Source organism: Ligilactobacillus saerimneri DSM 16049, assembly GCF_000423265.1.
GTDB lineage: Bacteria > Bacillota > Bacilli > Lactobacillales > Lactobacillaceae > Ligilactobacillus > Ligilactobacillus saerimneri.
The window spans coordinates 24073-49857 of record NZ_AUHQ01000011.1 but is presented as its reverse complement, the minus strand read 5'-3'; the positions used below and the strand labels follow the sequence as shown (position 1 = coordinate 49857).

The window sequence follows — 25785 nt, the reverse complement described above, 5'->3', positions numbered from 1 at the left end:
AGTTTCCAAGACGCTTGTGTATTATGCTCACCCTTATACATCCTGTGATAAAGGTAGCGTAGAGCGGCACAACGGGCTTATCAGACGCTATATTCCTAAGGGAGACCGGATAGATAAGTACAGCGTGGAAGACATTGCTAAGATCGAAGTATGGTGCAACTCTCTTCCTCGAAAGATCTTAAACTACAAGACTCCAGAAGAGTGCTTTGACATAGAGCTTGACCATATTTATCGACACAGATAGTCAAAATCTACCAGATGCTATTGGCAAGTGTTCAATTTATTATTGCAATTGGCGAGTAAAAATAAAACAGAAACAGGGGGAATTTTTCCTAGAATATCATTTAAAATGAAAAAACCAGCAAGCTAATGCTTGCTGGCCAATTATAATTAAAGATTTAAATCAGTGTTATAGTTTAGCGGTGATAAGTCAGTAGACTTAGTTACCAAGACGCTGATTAGCTTGTTCATTGCGTCTAATCCTGTTTGTTGCATCTTGATACTTTGGTCGGTTAGGAACTTAGTCCGTTCGGCTGGTTCCATTTGTAGAGCCTTTTGATCAGCTTCGCGTACCATCTGGCTAAATTTAATCCGCAACTTGTGTTGAGTTTCTTGAAGGTCTTCTCCAAATTCATGATAGTGAGGATCAACCAAGATTCCGGCCAATTTGTATGTCCAGTAAGCTGAATCTGGGCTATAATCCTTGGTTCCAACCTTGTAGGCAGGGTGAACATCGGTTGCACCAGCATAAAGTGGAACGTAGACACTTTGTGCGGTAACACCGAGGGATAACCAGTGGAGGCCCCCAACTTCAATCGGCATACCAGGCCGGATTTGGAGGATATGTGATTCCTGGGTCTTGGCTAGACTGATTGGGCGGAACTTCCCACTTTCAGGCCCCTTGCCCAGTAAATCGTATGGCGTCCGTTGGAAGTGGGATCCTAGAATATATTCAACGTCAGCTACCTGAATGAGACGGTCAGCCTTGCGAATAAAAGGTAAGTCTTCACTCATTGGAGTGTTAGGGGTATCAGCGTTGAGATATTGTTGGGCAAACCAAACACGTGGTGTACTATAAACTTCATCTGAAAGAGTTTGAGTGCCGAAAATCTTGCGGAAATTAAACCCTTCACGGGCGGTATTAAGATGATTTTGTGCTACAAATTCTCTGATAGTTGGTGAGAACATGAAATTATCGGGATCATCAAAATCAATCTCTTGGATAGCCATCTGGTTAGCAGCAACAGCATAGCAATCATCAGGAATGCGTTGAGCGACCCAATGGTGACCTGACCCAATTTCCATATACCAAACTTCATCTTGGTCGGAGAAAAGCATGCCGTTGGTTTCAGCAGCCCCATTAGTTTCAACAATCTTACCCAGGATTGCGACACCTTCACGAGCTGAATGTGCGTATGGAAGAACCACAGTGACTACTGAACCTTCGTTAATCCCTGTTTCAACCAGGGGGTCAACTGCTAAGACTTGGTCATTAGCATACGTACTTTCAGTTGCACTCATTGCAACTCCGTATTCATTGATTCCATCTTCTTCGATCAATCCGTTTTCAGCAGTCCATTCAGGTGTAGCAGTGTATTTTCCCTTAACCTTAGGCAAAGTAGTAGTGAAACCGTTGTCTTGGGCAACGAATTTTTGTTCATTAGCGAATTTTTCGTGTGGATGAATCACTAGGTGCTTTGGCCAAGCCGACTTGAAGTCCTCGTTTCGTGCAATAAGGGTAGAACCATCGACAGTGGCCTTTTTGCCGACCAGAACACTGGTACAGGCAGAAAATTCATAGCGATTTGAAGCCATTTTAAAACCTCCCATTTTTAACTGTCTACTATGATACCATATATGCAAGGATATCTAACTTCAGAAGCGTTGGGGAAAGCCTAAGTTGTAAAAGATATCCTTTAAAAGTGAATTTTGGTAAACTATGTGTAAAGATATAAGGAGGATGAGGACATGCCTTTAATTCATATTGAACTAATCGAGGGACGTTCCCAAGAACAATTGAAGAACTTAGTAGCGGATGTAACTGCAGCGGTGGTTAAAAACACTGGTGCTCCTGCTGAACATGTGCACGTGGTTCTGAATGAAATGCAAAAGAACCGTTACGCTGTTGGCGGTACACTAAAGAGTGACGAATAATACAGTATATAAAAAGACCAGCTTTGAAATAAGGCTGGTCTTTTTATGAACCCGCAATATGGCAACTAATCGATTGGTTAACGGGGTGGTTAGGAGTGGTTTTTGAAAAAATATCGGCTAAATGATCGGCATCAGTTTGCTGAATATTAAAAAAGCGATTATCAGCACTCATGACGGAGCGTACTGCTTGACTATGCTTCAAACCCAAAGCGTGACCTAACTCATGTTCAGCTACGTTTACTATTTCCTGTTTGGTATAGCCATAGGTCTTCATTTTCTTTAAATCAAGTTCGCATTGACTGATGTTGTGGTTGCGATATTGATAGCGGCCATTAATTTGTTGAGTAGTAAGGCTAGATTGAGTATTAGTCAGCCCCACTGTATTTTGGCTGAGAGAAATGCTCTGAGGAATCAATGTAATTGTAGCTGCCGCAATATCATTAGTCGGTTGGAGAGTGACGACATTGGTTTTGTTCCAACCTTGTACAGCTTCATGCCAATAAGGTAAAGTTGACTGGTCATGACCGTGGGTATTGACGTAAAAATAGACGGTACGGTGAATCGAGGCCGGCTGATAATGGTCGACAGGTTGCTCATGATGTTGAGCTGCCTGAAAACAGCGGTTAGCGGTATCAAAAAAGTTGCGGGGAGTTAAGGCTAGATGAGCATACTGCATCTGCATGAGAACAATAAAAGCTAACCCGCACAGAATAAAGAGAATGAGCGGGCGTAAGCGATAAAAAATATTTTTAATAAGTTTAAATATCCACTTACTCATGAGCAGTACCTTTCGAGTTATTCAAACATCCGTTTGATTTAAATTATACCATCTCCTGGCAAATGAAGGGAGAATTTAGCGACTTTTAACCACTTTTAAGGGGAGAAACGGCAAAAAAGAAGAGTGAATTTAATGGTATAATGAAAGGTGATTGATATATTAAGGAATGGTATTTGCTTGTGAAGCGTAGGAAAAAGATAATTATAGGATTTTTGATGGGAGGTGCGCTAGTAGCACTACTTGTGCGCCTTCTCTTTTTTGTGGCAATAGTTGAGGGGACTTCGATGAAGCCGACGTTACATAATGGCGAGGAAGTCATGGTATTGCGCACTAAAAAAATCCACCGCTTTGATGTGGTATTGGCAACTGACCAAGCCGGCTTGGTATATGTGAAACGTGTAATCGGCTTGCCAGGTGATAACATTCGCTATCATAACGAAAAACTATACGTCAACGGACGCGTGGTAGCAGAAGACTTTTTATATAAACAACTTGATCTGAACAAGCACCAGCGCTATACAGCTGATTTTCCTGCTGATTATACTAGCAAAGGCGTCCATGTTCCGCAGGGAACGTATTTTTTAGTTGGCGATAATCGCCCTATAAGTCGCGATTCACGGACATTTGGGGTAATACCAAAAAAGCAAATCAAAGGACGGGTAGTGTGCAACATCGCCCCGTTTGACCAGTTCCGATTCTTTTAAGGAGGTAAAAATGGCAGTTATTCAATGGTACCCAGGGCATATGGCTAAGGCTTTGCGCCAGGTGAAAGAGAATTTAAAGGCAGTTGATATTGTTCTAGAATTGGTTGATGCACGTATTCCTGATTCTTCATGGAATCCGCAATTGACAGAGGTGATTGAGCAGAAACCACGGATTGTAGTTTTGACCAAGATGGATCTGGCTGATCCAGCAATGACCCAAAAATGGATTAATTATTATGAACAAAATGGCATTCCAGCACTAGCAGTTAACAGTAACGCTAACAGCTTGAAGGTAATTGAAAAAAAGATTATTGCTGTTTTGGGAGATAATAATAAAAAGAAAGCAGAAAAAGGCATTAAGACCAAGCGTAGTCGGGTGATGTGTGTGGGAATTCCTAATGTTGGGAAGTCAACCCTCCTAAACCATCTGGCTAAGCGCAGAATTGCCCAAGTAGGGAACCGGCCCGGAGTGACGAAAGCACAGCAATGGATTAAAGTAGGGAACACCTTGCAATTGTTGGACACACCAGGAATCTTGTGGCCCAAGTTTGAAGATCCGTTAGTAGGGAAGAAGTTAGCTTTGACAGGAGCGATTAAGGATACACTCTACGCTAAGGACGATGTTGCCCTTTACGCATTAGAACACTTCGTAGCACATAATCCGCAGGCCTTAATGGATCGTTACCGAGTTACCAATGATCAGATTAACGACACGACTGTTGAGCTCTTATTAGCAATCACGGCTAATATGGGATTCAAGGATGACTACGAACGGGCTAGTGAGCGGCTTATTTTTGATATTCGCAAAGGCAAGTTGGGGCGGTATACCCTTGATGAGATTCCTCAACCAGTCGAGGAGCAAGAATAATGGCGGAAAAAAAGCTTACCATCAAAAAAGTCAAGCAGCTGTTGAATGAAACCCCAGTTGACAAACAGTTACTAACTCAGCTTCAAGATGATAAGCGGGCAGGGGTGCAACAAGCACTGCGGACCTACTACCACCGGCAAGAACGAGAGCAAGCTCGGCGAGAAGCTTTTCAACAGCGCCTGGTAATCGAACGGTCTTATTGGGAAAAGGGAGTCCAGTATGTTGCTGGAATTGATGAAGTGGGACGCGGTCCTTTGGCTGGTCCAGTAGTGGCTGCGGCAGTTATTTTACCGCACGATTTTGCCCTCTATGATGTTAATGATTCTAAACAATTATCGGCGACTAAGAGAGAAGCGTTGTACCAACAAATTTTGACAGAAGCAGTGGCTGTTGCAGTCGGCTGGGCGGACAACCGGTTGATTGATGAAGTCAACATTTATCAGGCTACAATTACTGCCATGGAACAGGCAGTGGCTGATTTAACTGTTCGGCCAGACCAACTTTTGATCGATGCTATGACGATTGCTAGTGATGTTCCGCAACAAAAACTCATTAAAGGCGATGCTAAGTCGGCATCTATTGCAGCCGCAAGCATTGTAGCTAAGGTTAACCGGGACCACTTGATGGCATTTTATGATGAAATTTATCCTGGCTATGAATTCGGTCATAATGCGGGCTATGGAACGAAAGCACACCTCCAAGGCCTGGCTAATTATGGAGTATCACCGATTCATCGCAGAACCTTTGAACCAATTAAAACTGGTTTAGTCACGGGTAAATATAGTGGTTAAACTTGCATAGTCAATAACAGAAGTATCCTATGCATTGGACGTGTTGGTCTAATGATGTAGGGTACTTTAATTGTACGATTGTTGTTTTTTACAGTCTTAAACGGAGGTTTTTACATGATCATTGACACTGAAAAAATTAAGGCGTTGTTGGAAGATGAAAGTATTAGCGCCTATAGAATTTCTAAAGTATCAGGCGTGACGGCTGCCAACATCGGCAAGCAAAGAAAGCTAAATGACATTGACCGCATGCAACTACAAACGGCAGTCGCTTTATATAAAGCCTATCAAGTTTTAAAAGGCGACAAGGATAATAATAAGGGTTTTAATTTGCTATCCAGCCCCTGGATTCCAGTTTTAACGACTGAAGGGACTAAGGAAGTATCTATCACTGATCTTTTTAAAAACGCTAGTGAATACCGCCAATTAGCGGGTGATAGTGAACTCCAGAATTTGGCAATACTGCGGTTTTTGCTTGCTATTCTTCAAACGGTTTACCAAGGACGGCAACCAAAGACATTAATCAATAAGGGCTTTAATAAGTTCTTATTCGATTACTTGGCAGCCAATGAAAGCAAGTTCGAATTCCAGGGGAATAACAACTTTTTGAATGTTGACGTTGACAGTTTTAATAGCCTGGTAAGTGATGATGATAAAATCTATCCAGGCAAAAAAACGGGAACGGTTGCTATTCGTCAGATTGACCGCCGTATTAGTGAGAGTAAGAATTCCCCTGCGCTTTTTAGCAGTCGTTCTGAAAAATACAAGGACACCGCCACTATCAGCGAATTAGTACGGTGGTTGATTACCTATCAAGGTTATGCTGGTGTTACTGATAAAGTTAAGCTAACCAAATATAGAGATAATCCAATCTCTAGCGGGTGGTTATTCAAGATTGATCCCGTTTATATCCAGGGTAAAAACTTATTCGATACCCTTGTATTGAATATGGTTTACGATGATAAACCGCAACGCCCTATATGGGAATGGAAGTTAACCGACTATATTGATCAGTTAACGACATTCCCCGACAACACGGCGCAATTATACACCCTACCCGCCCGCCTGTTTCATATCGAATGGAACCAGGGTAAACCGGTGATCTATGCTGCTGGTTTACCAGCACCGATCTTTTCTGAAGGTGATTATTTAGACCCGTTTGCAACTAGTTATAATGAGAGCAAGGAAGGTTCAAAATTAAAATACAGAACCCTTGGCGATCTAGAGATAAAATCATTCACATTTTCGGAAACATTTTAGTTGATAATTTGTTAACGGTTGTCACTGAATTAATGAACTCATATTATTGGCTTGAAAAAATTCTTAGTCGTAAAAGAACCGGACGAGAAATCTTAAGTGATTCATCGTCCGGCTTCTTATTTACTGGCCTTTTAGATCTAGTTGAGTGTATGAAAAAATATTTGCTATGCAGGTAGAAGATAAGAATTTTTTATTCAAAATACAATCAGTCTGCTTGAAGGAATTCACCAGATTATAGAGTCAAATTAAACCACGATAATATCTTAAAAATGTTAAAACAATACAATCTAGCGTATATAACTAACAGAAATACAGAAAGAGGGGATACAGTGACTAAAAAGCTCCGACACGATATATTAAAATGCTATCTTACTAACAAGCTGACACCTAAACAAAAATTAGTTTTGGTAGGTTACCTACAAAAAACAGGGCAGATACCACCGCTAACCACAGTAGGCCAGCTTTTAAATATCGACCTCGATCAAGCCGAAGAATTTGTTCAGGACCTAACTTCGCCGGCGATGATCGAAATGAGTGAGTGGATACTGGCGAATCATCCGTTCATCACAATTGCTGATAAAAACTATCCAACCCAGTTGCGTGAGATTTATATGCCACCCTTGCTCCTTTTTTATCAAGGTAACTTGGAACTATTGCAAACACCGATTGTAAGTATGGTTGGATCACGGCACTATACATCATACGGTCAAGTGGCGGTTCGGCAATTGATACCTCCGTTGGTGGCCCAAGGGATAACTGTGTGTAGCGGGCTAGCCCAGGGGATTGATGGTTTGGTTCACCGAACAACAATAGGGTGCCACGGAAAAACCATCGCTGTGATTGGGACCGGGTTAGACCGATATTATCCTCCAGCCAACAAGAGTTTGCAGCAACTTCTGGCTAAAAAAGGTTTGGTGTTGAGCGAATATCTACCCCAAGCATCGCCACTCCGGTGGCACTTTCCCCACCGCAACCGAATTATTGCAGGTTTATCCCAGGCAACAGTTGTGGTTGAAGCGGGCCAAAAAAGTGGCAGTTTGATTACTGCAAACATGGCCCTCCGAGAAAATCGGGATGTACTTGCTGTTCCTGGACCCATTGACGAAGAAAAATATGTCGGTTGCAATCAATTAATTCAGGCTGGAGCCAAGCCAGTGTTAGCAGCGACTGATATTCTTGATGAGTTGCAATTATAAAATTGTATTATGCAATAAATCTTAATAATGCACTTAGCTCGTTTGAAATAACAATAACTATCCCTTAGCATAATTGTAATATACAATATTTGATAAAATCCCTATAAAACCTAGCCCAATGGCTTGGCCGCTAAATTCTTTGAATTAACAAATTAGGGCGATTTCCATGGATGAAGCTAAGAGTAGTTTTTGCTATAATGTTATCTTAGAAATTCATTTTTATTTTAGGACGAGAAGCGATGAAGACACTAAGAATTGAGAACTTAACCAAAACATATGGTGAAAAGACCCTTTTTCAGGATGTTAACTTTTTGATCAATGAAAATGATCGGATTGGTTTGATTGGTACCAACGGATCTGGCAAGACAACATTATTGAATGCATTGAGTGGAATTGATCCTGCTGATAGTGGTGATTTGATCAGCCCCAATGATTATCGGATCAGTTATCTCCAACAGCGACCGCCCCTGGACCAAAATGCCACCATTATGGAAGCAATCTTTGAGGGGGCAGCCCCAGTTTTTCAAACGATCCGCCACTATGAAGAAGTTTTGGCACGGTACAGTCAGAACCCAGAAGATCCTAAATTGCAGGAACAGTATAATCGGGCTGAAGACTTGATGAACCAGGAAGATGCGTGGACTGCCGACAGTGATGTGAAAACTATCCTGAGCCAGTTACATATCGATGATTTAGACGTCAAAGTGGGTGAACTATCCGGAGGACAGCAGAAACGAGTGGGGTTAGCACAGGTGTTAGTTCAACGACCGGACTTGCTGATTCTGGATGAACCGACAAACCACTTGGATTTTGACTCGATCGAATGGTTGGAAGATTACCTTGCTAACTACAAGGGAGCTCTACTAGTTGTTACCCACGACCGATATTTTCTTGACCATGTTGCAACGCAAATTATGGAACTTTCCTTTGGAAAATTATATGCCTATCCGGGTAATTACCAGGACTTTATCCGTCAAAAGGCTGAACGGGTTGAACGTGAGGCCGTAGCTGAACACAAGCAAAAGCAACTATATAAAAAAGAATTAGCCTGGATGCGAACCGGAGCTAAGGCACGGACAACCAAGCAACAAGCCCGAATCAACAACTTTGAACGAATTAAAGCAGACCTAGCTGATAGTAAAGTGCAAGCAACAGATAATGTCAACATTAATATTGGGCAAAAACGTCTGGGTAAAAAGGTGTTGGAGCTACAAGCTGCTAGCTTAGCCATTGGAGGGCACCAAATTATCCGTGACTTCAATTATTTAATTCAAGCTGATGACCGGATTGGGATCACTGGTGCTAATGGTGCTGGTAAGAGTACCTTGCTCAACATCTTGGCAGGTGACCAAGAATTAGCGGATGGTCAATTGATAGTTGGCGAAACTGTACGCATTGGTTATTATCGGCAACAGATGCCACCTATTCCAGGTGATAAGCGAATGATCAACTATCTCAACGAGATTGGCGAAAACATCATTAACCGGGATGGGGAGCGGGTTAGCACCACTCAGCTTTTGGAACAGTTCTTGTTCCCACGTTTTATGCATGGAACACTGATTCGAAAGTTATCCGGTGGAGAACAACGGCGTCTGTATCTGTTACGGTTGTTGATGGAACAACCAAATGTCTTGCTGTTAGACGAGCCCACTAATGACTTGGATATTGCGACCATGACAGTCTTAGAAGACTATTTAGATGAATTTAATGGGACTGTTATCACTGTTTCTCATGATCGGTATTTCCTGGATAAGGTTGCCGATAAATTGCTCATCTTTGCCGGTGATGGGCAAATCAAGCGCTATGCAGGCTCATTTACGGATTACCTAGCCAAGGCACAAAAGCAGGCTACCTCTCAGGCTGAAAACAAGCCCCAATCCCATGAGCAAACAGCTGCAACTGCCAAACCAGCAGCTAAGAAAGTCAAAACTAAGCTGACCTATGCGGAACGTTTGGAATATGAACGGATCGAAAAAGAGATGGAACAACTTGGTCAGAAAAAAGATGCTTTGCTCGCCGAAATGAGTCAAGTTGATGGCTCAGATTATGCCAAGTTGGGAGACTTACAAGCCCAAGTAGATGAATTAACCCAAGCAATTGATGAAAGAGAAGAACGTTGGTTAGAACTTAGCGAATACGTTGATCTTTAGGAGGACAAAATGGCAAATCTTGATGAACCTTATTTGCAATTAATTAGAGACATACTGGCGCATGGGCATGCTAAAGCTGACCGTACTGGGACGGGGACCAAAAGCTTGTTTGGCTACCAAATGCGGTTTGATTTGAGTCAAGGCTTTCCTTTGTTAACAACTAAAAAAGTTCCGTTTGGCTTAATCAAAAGCGAACTGCTATGGTTCTTGCGGGGGGATACTAATATCCAATACTTGCTGAAGCACAAAAACCATATTTGGGATGAATGGGCATTTAAAAACTGGGTTGAAAGTGATGAGTATCATGGTCCCGATATGACGGACTTTGGGTTGCGGGCACAGGCAGACCCTGCATTTAATGAACTTTATCAGGCTGAGAAAAAGGCTTTTTGTGAACGTATTGTCAATGATGATGCGTTTGCTGCTAAGTATGGTAACTTGGGAGATGTTTATGGAGCCCAATGGCGGCACTGGCAAACTCGTCAAGGTGAAACGATCGACCAAATTCAAAATGTTATCGAAACTATTAAGACCAATCCTGATTCCCGCCGGCTCATTGTATCAGCGTGGAATCCAGAAGATGTGCCAAACAGTGCTTTGCCACCATGTCACACACTTTTTCAGTTTTATGTAAATGATAATAAACTCAGCTGTCAATTGTACCAGCGGAGCGGAGATGTTTTCTTAGGGGTGCCGTTTAACATTGCAAGCTATGCCTTACTAACCCATATGATTGCCCGACAAACAGGACTAGAGGTCGGTGAGTTTGTTCATACCCTTGGTGATGCGCATATTTACAACAATCACTTTGACCAAGTTCAAGAGCAACTCCAGCGTCAACCTTTTGCTGCACCTACGCTCTGGCTCAACCCTGATAAGACCAATATCATGGACTTTGATATGGAAGATATCAAAGTTTTAGACTATCAAAGTGGGCCGGCTATCAAGGCTCCAGTAGCTGTCTAGGAGGTATCTGATGTTAGCATATATTTGGGCAGAAGACCTTGACGGACATATCGGTAAGGATGGACATCTTCCGTGGCATTTACCAGCTGACTTGGCGTATTTCAAGCAGCGGACATTGGGACATCCAATCCTTATGGGACGCAAAACTTTTGCTAGTTTTCCGGGAATGTTGCCCCACCGATTACATCTAGTTTTGACTAGAAATGCAGCTTTGAAAGAAAAAGCCCGGGTGACAGACAACTTAGAAGTCTTCATAACACCTGCAGAGATGAAAGCATGGATAACTGCACATCCTGATGAAGATATTTTTGTCATAGGGGGCGCCAGTCTGTTCACTTTGCTAAAAGATGAAGTAGATACCTTGTATCAGACTGTGATCAAAGCTCATTTTGATGGTGACGTGACGATGCCAGCAATAGATTATCGAAACTTTGATTTGATTTCGGTACAGTCGGGACAAGTTGATGAGAAAAATCAGTATCCATATGAGTTTCGCGTATATCAACGCAAACCAAAAGATTCAATTTAACTTATGAAGACACTGGTAGGCAACAATTACTTTGTTGCTTACTGGTGTCTTCCTTTTGAAATGAACGAAAGTTACAAAAGTTAAGAATTGGTGTAAAACTAAGAGAAGATGGCGGGCAAACCTAGGAATAATAGTATTCTTAGGTTAAAATAGATATTCAGTAATGTATGAGATGGAGCTAAAGTATTAATATGAAAAAATTTAAGGAAGGCCTTGTTTTTAGTGGAATTGTTTTACTTTTAGTGGGGATATTTTTGGGAGTTATGAAGGTAATGTTTGCTTCGCCTGCACCAGTTGCTATCCCGACGACGAAGAAACACCAGCCGACCCCACCCCAAAAGGTGAGATTATGTGCAGTGGGTGACTCACTGACTCATGGTGTAGGTGATACTACTAACAAGGGTGGCTATGTCTATCTGATTAAACAAAAATTAAATAAACAATCTGATCTCCAGGTAACGACGAGTAACTACGGTAAAACAGGCGATCGGAGTGATCAGATTGAAACTCGAATCAAGACCCAAAAGCAATTACAACAAGATTTGCACCAAGCTGACGTTATTACGTTAACTGTGGGGGGTAATGACTTGATGCAAGTCCTGCAAAAGAATGCAGGCAAATTATTGAATAACGACTTGGCTAGCGTTATGGATGGACAAGAGCAGCAATACCAAGCTAAGTTAAAACAATTGTTACAGACCATTCGGACTTACAACGGACATGCGCCGATTTTCTTATTTAGCGTTTATAATCCGTTCTATGTATATTTTCCAACATTGACTGCGTTACAGAAGTATACTGACGAATGGAATGAAGTTGCAAAAAAAACAGGTCAGGGCTTTAAAAAAGTTTATTTCGTAGATATTAATCACCAATTGTCAGAAGGGCAATACCTCCACCGCTCCAAAAAATCTTTAAAAAACAGTACAACGATTGATTTAGGCAAAGTATCCCAACAAAAAGCTGAAGATCTGTTAACTGATGCTAAGGAAAAAAATGATTTCTTGTCCAGTCAGGATCATTTCCATCCGAACTTAAAGGGATACAAATATATGACTGAGCAACTTTACCAAGTGATGCAAGCCCACAGTGCAACTTGGCGTCAAAAGAAAGGGGATAGCTAGTGGTGCAAAAGGAAACACACAAGAAGAATTATTGGAAATGGGCATTTGCCGTACTATTGGCACTCAACATTGCTGGGGGGATCTTTATTACCAGTAAAATCATGACGCCAACAGTAGAACAGACCGAACTTCCTAAACAGCAAATCACACAGAAAAAATATTCTGAGATCGATGTTTCAGCTAATAAATCACAGCTCGTGGCGGCTATCAATTACTATTTGAGGAAAAACAGCCAAAAGACAGGTGTTCAGTACCACTTCGCCTTGCACAAAAAAGCTGCGATCCTTATCGGAACAACAAAGGTTTTGGGAGAAAAAGTTTCTTTCACTTTGTATACCAAACCTTATTTAGATAAACGGGGGAATATTGCGCTCAAGGCTCAATCAGTGGCGATTGGTTCGTTGAATGCCCCACCAGCCTTTATCTTAAAGTACGTTAAAAATAATTATGATCTAGGTAAATGGGCAACAATTGATGACAAAAAGGAACTTATTACCTTGAATATGAACTCATTGACAAATAAGAATAAGATTAAGATCAAGGGCGAAAAACTAGATTTGCAACACAATGATATCCGCTTTAAAGTGCAAATCCCATTAGAATAGGTGATAACAGATGTATCGACAAAGTTTTTATCAATACTTAATGACAGAACGAAATCGCGATAGTCATGATGAGATTGCTGAATTTGCTGAAGGAGCCTTTTATGACCAATCATTTCCTAAGCAGTCACAAGACTATGAGGAACTTTCGCAATATTTAGAACTCAACGCGGCCTATCTTCCAACCATGACAATTTTTGATGAAGCATGGGATCGGTATCTCGCTAAAATGAGTTAAAGCAAAACGTGACGAAAGAGGCGATGAAGATGGTACGAACTAATAAGGAGATTCGGGACGATATTTTAACCCGATTAGAGCAAGTTATTGATCCTGAATTAGGGATAGATATTGTTAACCTGGGATTAGTGTATGGGGTAGATTTGGCTAAAGATGGTATTTGTACCGTAACGATGACTTTAACGACTATGGGGTGTCCATTAACCAATGTTTTGGCTGAAATGGTAGTGGGAGCCCTCAAGCCGGTTCCTGAGATTGAACAGACGCAAGTCAAGTTTACGTTTGAACCTGTCTGGACAATTGACCGGATGTCACGCTATGCACGAGTGGCACTGGGAATATAGGAGGCAACGATGCGAAACTTTTTCAACCAAAAACTACTGATTGTTTTGTACGCAGGAATAGTAGCTTTTCTAAGTGTCGTAATTTTTTACCACATTCAGGAAGCAGACTACGTTATGCGCCTCAACAATTCCAACTTGTCAAACCAGTCTTACCAGATACAAATGAAAAAGGGGACTAAGGTTAGTGAGCTTTTAGAACGTGTAACTAAAAGTGAAGAACTAGAGGATGCACAGATTCATTTTCAAGATAGACATAACTCACAACGCATTTATTTTTATGGGCAAGGTAAGTTCAGTATCCCCCCGATGATTTCAGGCTCGTTTTTCTCCACTAGTGACTTTACTTCAGCTGTAGAAACGGCAGTTGTAGGTAAAGATTGGGAGAAAAAACTCTATCAACCTAAGGATCAAGCCTACTTGAAGCAAGACGGGCAATATATTCCAGTAGTTGGTGTTATGGGGAGTAAGTATAAATCGCAATTGGACAAGCAGGTCTTTATTTCGATGTCAAGCCAACGGGCGCAGAATACTGCTGCTAGTGCATACCGCATCATCATTGATACGGCAACGAAGCAACCGGTAAAGTCAGCAACTTTGCAAAAAATCTTGGGTGCACAAAAAGTTAAGAAGTTGTTTAATACCAAGTTAATTACCAAGAAAGACTCATGGGTCGCCCTGCATAGTCAGCAAACCTTACAATTGGTAGGGATAGTAGTTATGGCATTACTTGAGATCTTGTTCTGGATAATGGTATCCCGTAAGGATGTTTTTACCAAAAAATTCATCACGCTCAACCGTGACCGAATCCTTTTCCACCAGCTGGCGCTCTTTAGCTTTTTGAATGGTTTAGGTTTGGTCTTGGGGACAATGCTGGGAATATTCAAGTTTAGTTTCACTACCTATACTAGCTTGTTAATGTTCTTAGGGGGATTATATATAGTTTTACTGACAGCATTTGGGATTATATTTGCGGTAATATTAGACAAAAAGAAAAAGGAGGAGTAGCGTGTGCAACTGCCACAAGCTTTTATAGATAAATATACAAACCTGTTGGGTGATGAGGCGCCAGCTTTTTTTGCGAGCCTTGACCAGGATGTAGAGCATGGTTTTCGGCTCAACCCCCTCAAAGCTAAGTACCAAGACGTCGCTTTAGATTTGCACCATCCAGTCCCATTTGTACAGGATGCTTATTATGGGACGGTATCTGGGAAAAGTCTAGCCCACCAGGCCGGTTATGTTTATAGTCAAGATATCAGTGCAATGTATGTTGCGGAAGTGGCTGCTGCTCAACCAGGGGAACGAGTGTTAGATTTATGTGCTGCTCCCGGCGGAAAATCAACCCAATTAGCAGCGCAATTGCAAAATCAAGGATTGTTGGTTAGCAACGAGATTAATACCAAGCGCGCACGTATTTTGGCCGAAAACATGGAGCGGATTGGGGCTACAAATGTGATCGTGTTGAATGAAGACCCCGCCAATATGGAACAGTACTTCCCCGCATACTTTGATAAGATTGTAGTGGATGCCCCATGTTCAGGCGAAGGAATGTTTCGAAAAGACCACAATGCAGTCACTTATTGGCATGAACACTATCCAGCTGAATGTGCTGTACGACAGAAAAATATTTTGAATTCAGCTTTAAAGATGTTGCGTCCTGGGGGACAACTGGTATATTCAACGTGTACTTTTGCTCCCGAAGAAGATGAGCAGATTGCTGCGTGGTTGCTGGCGACTTATCCTGAATTAGAAATGGTGGCGGTACCTAAAGTAGCCGGGATGACGCCTGGACAACCGGCATTTGCTGATAACGATTCAGAAATGACTAAGGCAGTACGGATGATGCCTCACCATTTTCAAGGTGAAGGCCAATTTGTGGCTAAGTTTCAATTAGCACAAACAGCTCCAGAACTTGCTCCTGCCCCTACAACTAAGAAAAAGAAGCGCCGCGGAAAACAAGCCCGCGGGAAGGGTAACAGTTTAAGCAAAGAACAACTAGCATTGTGGGAAGAATTTAAACAGTCCTTCTTTATGGATCGAGGAGGACAAAAATTCAGCACTAATAATTTGCGCCTCAATGGTAGTTACTTGTATTACTACGATGCAAGTTGGCCAGATATTGACCAGATGAAGTATATGCGTCCGGGTATTTTATTAGGCGAATTTAAGAAACACCGCTTTGAACCAAGTTATGCCTTGGCTTTAGCTGTGCAACCAGCTGAAATTCAAGCTAAACTGGATTTAGATGAAAGTGAGTGGCGGCAATATGTCGGCGGAAATACGGTCCAATATACGGGCCCTAGCCAGCCTAACGGATGGTATCTGCTAGTTTGTGCTGGCAAACCATTTGCCATGGGGAAACTGGTTAATGGGGTAATCAAAAACTTTTTCCCTAAGGGATTACGGTTTTAGTGCTTGAGAAAATAAAAAATTAAACGGCTTGGAGTTAGTGTTAAACACGTGCTTCCAAGCCGTTTTGTTTATTAATTATTACTTTGATGTTGCTGTTTGAATGACCAGAGTTCAGGGCTGAGGGTATATGCTACCTGGTGCAGGTCAGAAACCCGTTGGCAACCTAAGAGGACCATAATATTACGAAGCTCGTCTTTTAAAGTTTCAATGTATGTAACCAAGGCGTCGGGTCCGTGCTTGATTAAAATATGCAAGAACTGGCCCGAGATACCAACGTTGCTGGCGCCAAGAACTAAGCATTTAGCAATCTCAAGCGCAGACCGGATTCCGCCCGAAGCCGTAAATTCGAAATCATGGGAGAAGTCCTGGGCTAATAACAAACTTTGGGCAGTGGACAGACTAATTTCATGAAGAAAACCAAAATCCTGGTGATGGCGCCGTTCATTTTCAATTGCAACGAAGTTAGTCCCACCAGCTCCGGAAAGATCGACGTATTTAACCCCTAGCCGGCGTAATTTTTCTAACGTAGTGGTGCTCATCCCGGTCCCCACCTCCTTGACTAGGACGGGTTGTTCGAGGTGGGTAATGATTTCTCGTAAGTTGGCACTCCATTTAAAAGACCGGTCGCCTTCCGGCATGGTCAATTCTTGGGCAACGTTCAGGTGAATTTCTAAAGCATCCGCATTAATCAGGCGGACAGCCTTTCTTGCATTATGCAAATTATGTCCAGCCCCCAAATTGCCTAGTACAAAACCATCTGGATTGGCTTGGCGAATGACCTCAAAACCTGCAGTTGTTCCCAATTTGAGGGCAATACTTTCCGAGCCAACAGCCATAGGGATTCCGGTTTGAGCAGCAACAGTTGCCAATTGTTGGTTAATTTTGGTGGTTTGTTGACTGCCACCAGTGATCGCATTGATAAAGAAGGGGACGTTGACTGGTTGACCAACCAGGGTTGTCCGCAAGTCAACATCAGCTAAAGCAAGTTCAGGCAAGTTGTCAGGGTGAAGTTGAACTTGATCCAAACCATTGTGGGCGTCTGCCTGATATAACTTTTCAGCGATAAAATAATGTTCATTTTTGCGTTGCGCATGAATATTATCTTCCATAATTCTATCCTTTATTCAGTAATTGTATGGACCTGGAGGGCAAGTGGTTCGATTCCATGAGCTTGCCACTGGTTACGGATGGTGGTGGCTGCTGTATCACTATCGGTAATTGCGATCCCGCAATCGCCACCACCAGCACCAGAAGTCTTAGCGGCAGCTTCCATCTCCTCAGCAATATCGATGAGCCGAGTAAGTAATGGTGTTTCGATGTCAACCTGGCTGATCTGGGCCAAGTTGCTTAAAATCTGGCGGTTAGCACGGATACCTGCTTTAATTTGCGCTAAGTCATGGTTTTTAAAACCTGTGATTAACTGGTGGATGCAATCTTTACTAGCAGTTAGGAAGGCTTGGTATCCTTGATGTTTTTGGGCCTTGATCAAACTAACAGCATCTACCAGGCGGGATGTTGATGCCGGCGATCCAGTCCATCCGATTACCAGTTTTAGCGCTGGGGGTGGGGTGAGTTGTTCAATAGCTAATTGGGGCCAATCAGTAGCTAGGAGTTGTTCTAAGCTGAGTTGTTGGCGTGCAACCAAGAGCCATTCACGATCAAAAGAATGATAAGCAATCCAACCGCCATAAACACTTGCGGCGATATCGCCCAAGGAACCATTGCCTTGAACTTCAAAATGCGCAATAGCTGCCAATTTAAAGAGTGTGTTCTTAGTAATGGCTAAATTGTAAAACTGACAGAGGGCCTTAATCGTAGCCACAGTGACTGCTGCCGAAGAACCAAGGCCGTATTTCTTACCGTCAACACTATCGAGGTCACTATCAATCGTGAGATCATAAGTTGTCAAAGGGCGCTGTGTTTGCAACTGCACATATTCTTCCGTGATTCTAATGGCGGAAAGAATATAGTGAAAAGGATTGTCCCGGTTATCGAGCACAATCTGGTTGCCTTTACGGCGCCAATGAATTGAATTTTCTTTGTATTGCTGTGAATAGATCGTTCCGTATCCGTGGCTAGGGGAAACCCGCACCCGGATGAATTGGTCGAGAGCAACGAGGATGGCAGGGTAGCCTGTTTCCACTACGGCATATTCGCCTGCAATATATAGTTTTCCTGGTGCTTGTGCCTCAATCAAAAAATCAAGTCCTTTCAAAGTTAACAGTTATTCGCAGATTGTTGCTCCTGGACCCACAGTAGCACTATAAATCTGACTAGTAGGGAGAAGTCCCTGGATATAGTTAATAATATGGTCTTTAGTAGCCGCTTGGCAGAGAATTTTTACATTTGGTCCCGCATCAATCGTAGCATAGCACTCATACCCTTGCCGGCGGAGTTCCGCAATTGCATCGAGAATCCGAATAGTATCCGGACTAAAGTAGCTAAAAGGTGGTAGGGCGGCCATATTAAGCGCATGCATCTTCATTGCATTGGCTTCAGCAGTTTCACCTAATTGGGTGAAATCGTGGGCAGTAATAGCCTGTTTGATCGTGACCATATCTTTAGCTGTCTGCTCAACCCATGCGGGATAGAATGGGGAAGTTGAAACTACCCGCTTCATTCCTGCCGTAGAGGAGATAGCCTTGGGCGCGCTGTTGACTACCACTGCTAGAACATGGATGTCCCAGTCAGGGTGTTCCAAATAAGGAACGGCATAAGAATCGGTATCATCATGTCCCATTTGCCATTCGACAAAGCCCCCGTAAACTGACCGAGTAGCAGAACCTGACCCGCGACGAGCTAGGCGGGAGACATCCCGCAAGGAAAGATCCAAACCTGCAGCCTGACTAGCTGCCAAAGCGAGGGCAGCAAAAGCACTGGCAGAGGATGCTAAGCCTGCCATATTGGGCACATGATTGATTGAATCAATGCGCGCAGGAGTAGTGATTCCGGCTAAGGTCCGCACCCGATCAATAACCCTGGTAATTTTAGCACTGACCGGTGTTGATTGCCCATCTAAAGTGAAATGATCAGCCACTAGCTGGGAATCAAATGTGACGGTCGTGTCAGTGTAGAAATGATCTAAAGTAAGGGAAAGCGAGCTGTTCATCGGGATGATCAGCTCGTCATCTTTTTTCCCCCAATATTTGACAAGCGCAATATTGGTATGCGCCCGTGCAGTGACAGTTTTTGACATAATTACTCCTTTGACGTTGCCAGAGGTTCAATCCAAGTCTGAACTATCCCCTGGGTCTTCATATAATCAGCTAATTTTTCTGCAGTAGGTCGGTCAGCAGTTAGGCAGATGAAGCACCCCCCTCGTCCGCCACCAGTAAGTTTACTACCTAATGAACCATGCGCATAGCTGGCAGTGATCAGGTCATCAATGGCGGGCAAACTTACCCCCAATTCTTTGAGTTCCTGGTGGGCTTGGCCTAATGCTTGCCCTAGTGCTATGACTTCGTCTTGGGCTAAAAGGGTTCGCACCTGTGCTGTTAGTTGGCCGAGATTATATAAGTGTTGGGTAGTGCCCTGCGGATCACGTTCCATCTTTTGGCGGACAATCGCAATCGCTTCTTTGGTTTGACCGAGGATCCCACTATCGCAAATAACAAGGTAGCCGCGACTAGTGACGGGGATCTTTTTGATCTCATGGTCACGAATCATCCAAATGGGGGAAGCATTGGCAGCCGTAGTCGCGTCCAAGCCACTAGGGTTTTTATGGGTATCAATCTCGGAGATGTTGGCTAGATGTAAGAGTACATCCTGGTTGAGGGTCCAGCCATAAAAACGGAAAATAGCACGAATAATCGCCACGGCAACCGCAGCTGATGATCCCATCCCGCGCTCGGCAGGGATGTTGCTGTTAATGTTTAAAGTGATGTTGCGTTGGTCTGCAGGTAATCCCCGTAGCAACTCCGCAACTAAGTGTTTAGTCCCAGCAAGTGTTGCCGGAGCAGTGGCCAGCGGCCCGGTGTACAAGCTACTTTTTACCCACACGCCGTGGTGATTGTTAGCTGTAACTGTAACGCGGACGCTAACAGCAGATAACGGAAAGGCAATTGCTGGCTGTCCGTATACTACTGAGTGTTCTCCGATCAAAATGATCTTGGCGTGACTAGTTCCTACTGCAGTTAATTTATCTTCTCGCATTCTATCAAAATGCTCCTCAAAATAATTTTCAAACATAATGATTATACACTATGTAACCAAGGGAATAAAAAACTAGTTGTAAAAATAGCTAAAAGTTAAAATTTATTGGGGTCAATAATGAAAGAAATGATTATTATTGGGGATGAAACGGGGCTGAAATGAGTAAACGAATGTCAGGGGATGTTATTGCAGTTCGCGTGGTAACACCGACTTGTGTTAAAATTACAGCGAGATTATCAGGGAGTGAGACATTTATTTATGAAGTTGACAGATACATTTGCAGTAGTCGATCTGGAGTCGACGGGAACTAGTTTCGAAACGGGGGACCGCATTATCCAGTTTAGCTGCGTATTCGTGAAAAATAATAAAATCATCAATACATTTAATACTTTAATTAACCCTGAGATGAAGATTCCCCGCGAAACACAAAACCTAACGGGGATTACTAATAAAGATGTCCGCAACGCCCCATATTTTGAAGACGTGGCGGGAACCATTTATTCATTATTACAAGATACAAATTTTGTGGCTCATAACATTCAGTTTGATTATCGTTTTTTGAATAGTGAATTGGAAAGAGTGGGGTATCCAATGTTAGACCTGGCCTGTATCGATACCGTCCAGTTAGCCCAGGTCTTGTTTCCAACCTTATCTTCATATCGGTTGGCTGAACTTGGGAGCCTGCTTGGAATCGAAAACAAGCGGCCCCACCGGGCTGATAGTGATGCAGAAACAACGGCGCGGATTTTTATTAAACTCCGTAACCGTTTGAGCAGTCTACCATTTCCGTTACTTGCTTCATTACGCCCCCTGGCTAGTCACCTTTTGTATGATACTGGGACTCTTTTTATTAATGCTTACCGTAATCGCAAGCACCGCCACCAAGTTTTGAGCAATAGTTTCGTTGAAGTAGGCGGGATTTTGCTACGGCGCCCAGAACGGCAAGTGACAACCATCCAGCCACAAGTATATCCGCGTAAAGTTGCCCAAAAACGTAAGCTTTTTGGTGAACGCTTGCACCTGCGAAATGAGCAAGCACGGATGATGGACAGTATCGATCGTTTTTGGCATTCGTCCCAACAAAAGCAACAGTTAGTACAAGCACCAACCGGGATGGGAAAGACCTATGGTTTTTTATTACCTACCTTATATGCAGTGAGTCAGGGACAAAAATTCGTTATCAGTACGGCGACAATGGCCTTACAAGAACAACTACTTAAAACATCCTTACCAGTCTTGACAGAATTAACTCGGATTCCGGTGCGGGTATTGTCGTTGAAGGGAAATAGTAACTATATCGACCTAGCACGGTTTGCTCAGTCACTAAAGTTTCCTCAAAACGATAATACCTGTGTTTTGCAAATGAAGATTCTCGTGTGGTTGAGTATGACAGAAACCGGGGATTTTGCAGAACTCCACCTGACCACACTTCAGGACAACTTATTTACAACGATCGCGCACCACGGGCTAGCAGCTCTCGAGCAAACAAGTCCGTTTTATGAATATGACTTTGTCCGCCGCCAAGCCCTAGCCCTCAAGAGTGCCGATATCGTAGTGACTAATCATGCGTATTTGTTGCAGCATGCAGCGGAGTTGGCTGACTTTGGGGCCAATTTGATCATTGATGAAGGGCAAGACTTAGTGACAACTATGACGCGGGTTAACCGGCAGGTGGTAGACTTTGACCAGGTCAAGATCTTAGCCGATACGGCCCTGGTCAAGATGGAGTCGCACCAGTCGTATTCGTTTGAGAATTTAGTCAAGATAGGGGTGTTATCGGCTAAACAATATACAACCTATCTCCGCCAGGTCCAAGTGGTTGACCACGCTGTTCCTAGTCTCCGTCACCGGTTGTTGAGCCATTTCGTTGGTGGGGGAAAGTTGACGGAATATACAGAAAAACTACTTCCTGCACCAGACCTCAATGACTTCATTAAAAGCCACAGTGCTTTGGTGGGACAGATCAACCGGGCATTACCCCATTTAAAAGCCTTTGGCCAATGGTTAGAAAATAAGCGCCAGCAAGCCCAAGCATCTGGGCAAATTGGTCGTGAAGGAAATGAGTTGTTGCGAAGTGTATGTTCCTTGTTGGATGAAATTAACCAGGAACTTGCTCCGTGGAGTAGGTTATGCCGTGGGGCGCTTCAAGCAGCGCCAACCAAGAGCCAAACTTGGTTGACGCTTGCAGCACATTCAACTGCCCACTTGCGGTTAACTACTGGCTACCTTAGTGGGCAAGACTACTTGCAACAACAAGTCTACCAGCAGTTCCAACGGGTCTTGTTTATGGGAGCTGATTTGGTTCTGCCGGAGATTGATGATTATATGTACCGCCAACTTGATTTGGATCGGGATGCGCTGGTGGAAACATATCAAGGACCGTTTGACTATCAGAAACAAACAATCACGATGGTCGCAACGGATGCCCCGTTAGTGACCGAGGTACCACGGGAAGAATATATCGCTTACTTAGCGGATGCGATTGAGCAAATTTGTCAAACACCGGTTCAAACCTTGGTCCTCTTTAATGCTCTGGATGACATCAAGGAAGTATATGAGCGCTTGAGTGAGCGGGGGTTTACCCAACGCCGAACGGTTCTTGCCCAGGGAATTAACGGGGGAGCGGAGAAACTGCGCAAACGGTTCATCCTGGGTAAGAATAATGCTAATGTTCTCTTAGGGACGGGAACTTTTTGGGAAGGAATTGACTTGCCTCATGATCAGCTGCAATTATTGATCGTGGCGCGCTTGCCGTTCCAATCACCAGATACAGAGCTTAACCAGATTCGCCGGGAGGACGCCCAACACAACAGCTTGGATCCTTTCAACGCAATTCTTCTGCCAGAGGCTATTTTGCGTTTGAAACAAGGCTGGGGCCGGTTGATCCGAACGCCCCATGATCAAGGTGCATTTGTTATCTTGGATAACCGGATCTACGAAAAAAGTTACGGACATAAAATGCGGGCAACTTTTCCCAATGAGGTGCAGTTTAAGCGTTATCCAACTAGTCAGATTGGAAATATGGTGACTAAGTTTTTGGCTGAAGATAATTAAATTTACAAAAAATCCAGCTCTAGGTTGTTACGAGCTGGATTTTTTGTGGGCACGTGAAAAATTATCTTTGAAATTGTAGCAGCGATTGAAGGTAAATAAGCACTTTTGTTCATAACCACAGGATATATAGTGAAATATGTGTAACCATGAAAGTAACAAAAGTTGGATTGACGGGCTTTTAGTTTGGCGCCTATATTTTTATAGGTCGTGTCTAGTGTGCAAAAAGGTGGGGAATGTAAAAAATAAAAAATTTTCAGGACAATTGCTTAAGAAAAGTTGTCAGGAAGAAATAGAATCAGTCCTAAAAAACGCTCTTTGATTAGCAATGCGCTGAAAAAGATACGAGAATTAACGGGGAACTGCTATAATTATTACGTAAAAAGAATTAGATAATTATATAGGTGAGAAAATGTTTAGTAACAGAACAGAACAGAACAGAACAGAACAGAACAGAACAGAACAGAACAGAACAGAACAGAACAGAACAGAACACCTTGATTATTTAGGTCAAGGTTTATTTGTCAAGCCCTTTTTTAAGAGTCTACTGATTTTTAAAGAATCAGTGGGCTCTTTTTGTGTACATTTATTTTCCTCAGTGAAGTGTGAAGGGACCTGGATATTATGACAGGGAAAAAGGGAATCGAACAATCCAGCATAACGCAAGAGGAAATTTCTTTATTCAATGATAAAGAATACGTAACTGAGAGAACACATTATGAACTCCAGGAAACAGTCGAAGCCAAAGAACTAATCAAGTCCAAAGCACGCGTTCAAAGTCATGGTGAAGTTTTTACTCCGAAATGGATGGTTCAGAAAATGCTGGCAGAACCAACAATTCAGGAGAAAATTTGCGATCTGCATGCAACATTCTTGGAACCAAGTGCGGGGGAAGGCGCTTTTTTAAGGGAAATCGTTCATCAACGCCTGACATATGTGGACCAAAGCTCAACAAAAAGCACTTGGATCCCAAAAGCACTATGGGCGTTGATGAGTATCTATGGGATTGAACTATTACCAGATAACTTGATCAAGGCACGTGCAGCCATGATGGATGTAGTAATTAATCATTATCAAACAGTGATGCAAAAGCAGTTGAGTAGCAATACTGATTTTTATAAAGCAGCACATTATGTGATAGCTACGAATATCGTACAAGGAAATACACTGGAATATACCAACAATCAAGGACAACTGATTGAGTTTAGCCATTGGTGGCCGGTGGACGACAAAAAAGTACAACGGGAAGTGTTCACTTATAAGTCGTTGTTTGCTGACGAGAGTGCAGACGAAACGGTGGGACAACTTGACTTATTTGATGAATTGTTAGTGCCAGAACCGACTAGAAAATACCAGGTTTGCGACGTAACAAAGGTATACAAAGGGGAGTTAAAGTGATGAGTAAGCAAGAAAATGAACAATTTAAGTTTGACGTAGTGATCGGAAATCCGCCGTATCAAGATGAAACGATTGGCGACAATAAGACGTATGCACCACCTATTTATCATAAATTCTTAGATGAAGCGTATAAAGTTGGAAATATTGTTGAAATGATTCATCCAGGACGTTTCTTGTTTAACGCAGGAAGTACTCCGAAAGCATGGAATAAGAAGATGTTGAATAGTGTACAATTTAAAATTATAGGATATTTTGCTAATAGTGCTGATATATTTCCGAATGTTGGGATTGCTGGTGGCGTTGTAATATCATATTTTAATAAAAATGCACACTATGATGCTATAAAAGTTTTCACACCATTTAATGAATTAAATACTATATTGCGAAAAGTATTAAAAGTAAATAATTATGGTTACGTTGAATCTATTGTGACTGGTAGAGGTGTGTATAAATTGTCGGAACAGGCTCTTAAAGATTATCCTCAAATAGAAGATTTGCAGTCCAAAGGACATAAAAAGGACGTTGGAAGTGGCGCATTTAGAGTTTTGAAAGATGTTATTTTCTTTAAATATAAGCCAAGTGATACTAATAATGATTGGGTGAAATTTCTCGGTCTAGAGGGTAGAGAAAGAAAATATTGGTGGGCAAGATCAATTTATCAAAATGTTCCAGAAAGTTTTTATAATTATAAAATTTTCATACCTAAGTCATACGGAACAGGGTTAACTTCGAGTCCGTCTACAGTAATTGGTAAGCCATTGATTGGAGAACCAAATGTAGGTGCTACAGAAACTTTTTTATCAATTGGAAATTTTAAAACCAGTAATGAAGCAGAGGCATGTTTAAAATATATAAAATCTAAATTTGCCAGAGTTATGCTTGGCGTGCTAAAAGTTACTCAAGACAATCCTGCTCCAAAATGGAAATACGTTCCTCTCCAAGACTTTACTTCTAACTCCGATATTGACTGGACGAAGTCCATTCCAGAGATTGACCAACAATTATATAGAAAGTATGGTTTATCGCAAGAGGAAATTGACTTTATTGAAACCCATGTAAAGGAGATGAATTAGA

General features: G+C 42.5%; 25 protein-coding genes. 19 read left to right on the top strand and 6 right to left on the bottom strand.

What is annotated here, in order from left to right; all coding sequences use genetic code 11:
• Window positions 1-244, top strand: a 244-nt coding sequence (locus G541_RS10155) for an IS30 family transposase (RefSeq protein ID WP_162139335.1), incomplete at its 5' end; no start/stop codon positions are given.
• A gap of 146 nt (window positions 245-390) precedes the next feature.
• Here the strand turns inward: G541_RS10155 and G541_RS0104295 are convergent.
• On the bottom strand, window positions 391-1815 hold the full coding sequence (locus G541_RS0104295) for a C69 family dipeptidase (protein ID WP_027826611.1): 1425 nt from the start codon (window positions 1813-1815) through the stop codon (window positions 391-393).
• 153 nt (window positions 1816-1968) lie between these two features.
• On the opposite strand from G541_RS0104295, the gene G541_RS0104290 reads away from it, so the two are divergent.
• The gene (locus G541_RS0104290) at window positions 1969-2154 is read left to right on the top strand and encodes a 2-hydroxymuconate tautomerase (RefSeq protein ID WP_009554512.1); all 186 of its coding nucleotides are present in this window, start codon (window positions 1969-1971) and stop codon (window positions 2152-2154) included.
• A 43-nt stretch (window positions 2155-2197) separates the two neighbouring features.
• On the opposite strand, the gene G541_RS0104285 is transcribed toward G541_RS0104290, so the two are convergent.
• Window positions 2198-2932, bottom strand: coding sequence for a matrixin family metalloprotease (locus tag G541_RS0104285; RefSeq protein ID WP_027826610.1), 735 nt, complete (start codon window positions 2930-2932; stop codon window positions 2198-2200).
• A gap of 215 nt (window positions 2933-3147) precedes the next feature.
• On the opposite strand from G541_RS0104285, the gene lepB reads away from it, so the two are divergent.
• The 14 genes from lepB (at window position 3148) to G541_RS0104215 (ending at window position 16110) form a co-directional block, all read left to right on the top strand.
• Entirely contained in the window at window positions 3148-3636 is a 489-nt protein-coding gene (gene lepB / locus G541_RS09375) for a signal peptidase I (protein ID WP_081581145.1), read from the top strand.
• 10 nt (window positions 3637-3646) lie between these two features.
• A complete protein-coding gene (gene ylqF, locus G541_RS0104275) occupies window positions 3647-4504 on the top strand; it encodes a ribosome biogenesis GTPase YlqF (protein ID WP_027826609.1) in 858 nt (285 codons plus the stop codon).
• On the top strand, window positions 4504-5295 hold the full coding sequence (locus G541_RS0104270) for a ribonuclease HII (protein WP_009554506.1): 792 nt from the start codon (window positions 4504-4506) through the stop codon (window positions 5293-5295). The genes ylqF and G541_RS0104270 overlap by 1 nt, the downstream gene beginning before the upstream one ends.
• Before the next feature lie 114 nt (window positions 5296-5409).
• Window positions 5410-6552 (top strand): type I-E CRISPR-associated protein Cse1/CasA, encoded by a 1143-nt coding sequence (locus G541_RS0104265; protein ID WP_027826608.1) that lies wholly within the window; start codon window positions 5410-5412, stop codon window positions 6550-6552.
• 329 nt (window positions 6553-6881) lie between these two features.
• Window positions 6882-7748: a DNA-processing protein DprA gene (gene dprA, locus G541_RS0104260; protein WP_027826607.1), complete on the top strand. Its 867-nt coding sequence runs from the start codon at window positions 6882-6884 to the stop codon at window positions 7746-7748.
• Between the two features lie 239 nt (window positions 7749-7987).
• Window positions 7988-9898, top strand: coding sequence for an ABC-F family ATP-binding cassette domain-containing protein (locus G541_RS0104255; protein ID WP_027826606.1), 1911 nt, complete (start codon window positions 7988-7990; stop codon window positions 9896-9898).
• Between the two features lie 9 nt (window positions 9899-9907).
• Window positions 9908-10864: a thymidylate synthase gene (locus G541_RS0104250; protein ID WP_009554480.1), complete on the top strand. Its 957-nt coding sequence runs from the start codon at window positions 9908-9910 to the stop codon at window positions 10862-10864.
• A gap of 10 nt (window positions 10865-10874) precedes the next feature.
• On the top strand, window positions 10875-11393 hold the full coding sequence (locus G541_RS0104245; RefSeq protein ID WP_027826605.1) for a dihydrofolate reductase: 519 nt from the start codon (window positions 10875-10877) through the stop codon (window positions 11391-11393).
• Between the two features lie 191 nt (window positions 11394-11584).
• A complete protein-coding gene (locus tag G541_RS0104240) occupies window positions 11585-12517 on the top strand; it encodes an SGNH/GDSL hydrolase family protein (RefSeq protein WP_027826604.1) in 933 nt (310 codons plus the stop codon).
• Window positions 12517-13122, top strand: coding sequence for a YpmS family protein (locus G541_RS0104235; protein WP_009554473.1), 606 nt, complete (start codon window positions 12517-12519; stop codon window positions 13120-13122). Before G541_RS0104240 ends, G541_RS0104235 begins: the two co-directional genes overlap by 1 nt.
• 10 nt (window positions 13123-13132) lie before the next feature.
• The gene (locus G541_RS0104230; protein ID WP_009554471.1) at window positions 13133-13357 is read left to right on the top strand and encodes a YozE family protein; all 225 of its coding nucleotides are present in this window, start codon (window positions 13133-13135) and stop codon (window positions 13355-13357) included.
• Between the two features lie 29 nt (window positions 13358-13386).
• Window positions 13387-13701, top strand: a complete 315-nt coding sequence (locus G541_RS0104225; RefSeq protein WP_027826603.1) for a metal-sulfur cluster assembly factor — start codon at window positions 13387-13389, stop codon at window positions 13699-13701.
• Between the two features lie 9 nt (window positions 13702-13710).
• Window positions 13711-14706, top strand: coding sequence for an ABC transporter permease (locus tag G541_RS0104220; RefSeq protein ID WP_027826602.1), 996 nt, complete (start codon window positions 13711-13713; stop codon window positions 14704-14706).
• Window positions 14707-14709: 3 nt separating this feature from the next.
• Window positions 14710-16110: an RsmB/NOP family class I SAM-dependent RNA methyltransferase gene (locus G541_RS0104215; RefSeq protein ID WP_027826601.1), complete on the top strand. Its 1401-nt coding sequence runs from the start codon at window positions 14710-14712 to the stop codon at window positions 16108-16110.
• A 71-nt stretch (window positions 16111-16181) separates the two neighbouring features.
• On the opposite strand, the gene fni is transcribed toward G541_RS0104215, so the two are convergent.
• From fni to mvk, 4 genes are read right to left on the bottom strand one after another with little or no spacing between them, the layout of a single operon-like run.
• Window positions 16182-17219: a type 2 isopentenyl-diphosphate Delta-isomerase gene (fni, locus tag G541_RS0104210; protein WP_027826600.1), complete on the bottom strand. Its 1038-nt coding sequence runs from the start codon at window positions 17217-17219 to the stop codon at window positions 16182-16184.
• 11 nt (window positions 17220-17230) lie between these two features.
• The gene (locus tag G541_RS0104205) at window positions 17231-18307 is read right to left on the bottom strand and encodes a phosphomevalonate kinase (RefSeq protein WP_027826599.1); all 1077 of its coding nucleotides are present in this window, start codon (window positions 18305-18307) and stop codon (window positions 17231-17233) included.
• Between the two features lie 27 nt (window positions 18308-18334).
• The gene (gene mvaD / locus G541_RS0104200; RefSeq protein WP_027826598.1) at window positions 18335-19306 is read right to left on the bottom strand and encodes a diphosphomevalonate decarboxylase; all 972 of its coding nucleotides are present in this window, start codon (window positions 19304-19306) and stop codon (window positions 18335-18337) included.
• Between the two features lie 2 nt (window positions 19307-19308).
• Window positions 19309-20262 carry a mevalonate kinase gene (mvk, locus tag G541_RS0104195; protein WP_027826597.1) on the bottom strand — a complete coding sequence of 318 codons (954 nt, stop codon included), beginning with the start codon at window positions 20260-20262 and terminating at the stop codon, window positions 19309-19311.
• Between the two features lie 258 nt (window positions 20263-20520).
• Between mvk and G541_RS0104190 the strand changes: the two genes are divergently transcribed.
• The 3 genes from G541_RS0104190 (at window position 20521) to G541_RS0104180 (ending at window position 25784) form a co-directional block, all read left to right on the top strand.
• The gene (locus G541_RS0104190) at window positions 20521-23316 is read left to right on the top strand and encodes a helicase C-terminal domain-containing protein (protein ID WP_027826596.1); all 2796 of its coding nucleotides are present in this window, start codon (window positions 20521-20523) and stop codon (window positions 23314-23316) included.
• Window positions 23317-23937: 621 nt separating this feature from the next.
• Window positions 23938-24711 (top strand): DNA methyltransferase family protein, encoded by a 774-nt coding sequence (locus G541_RS0104185; protein ID WP_235806343.1) that lies wholly within the window; start codon window positions 23938-23940, stop codon window positions 24709-24711.
• Window positions 24711-25784 carry an Eco57I restriction-modification methylase domain-containing protein gene (locus G541_RS0104180; RefSeq protein WP_035162912.1) on the top strand — a complete coding sequence of 358 codons (1074 nt, stop codon included), beginning with the start codon at window positions 24711-24713 and terminating at the stop codon, window positions 25782-25784. The genes G541_RS0104185 and G541_RS0104180 overlap by 1 nt, the downstream gene beginning before the upstream one ends.
• Window position 25785: the final 1 nt, after the last annotated feature.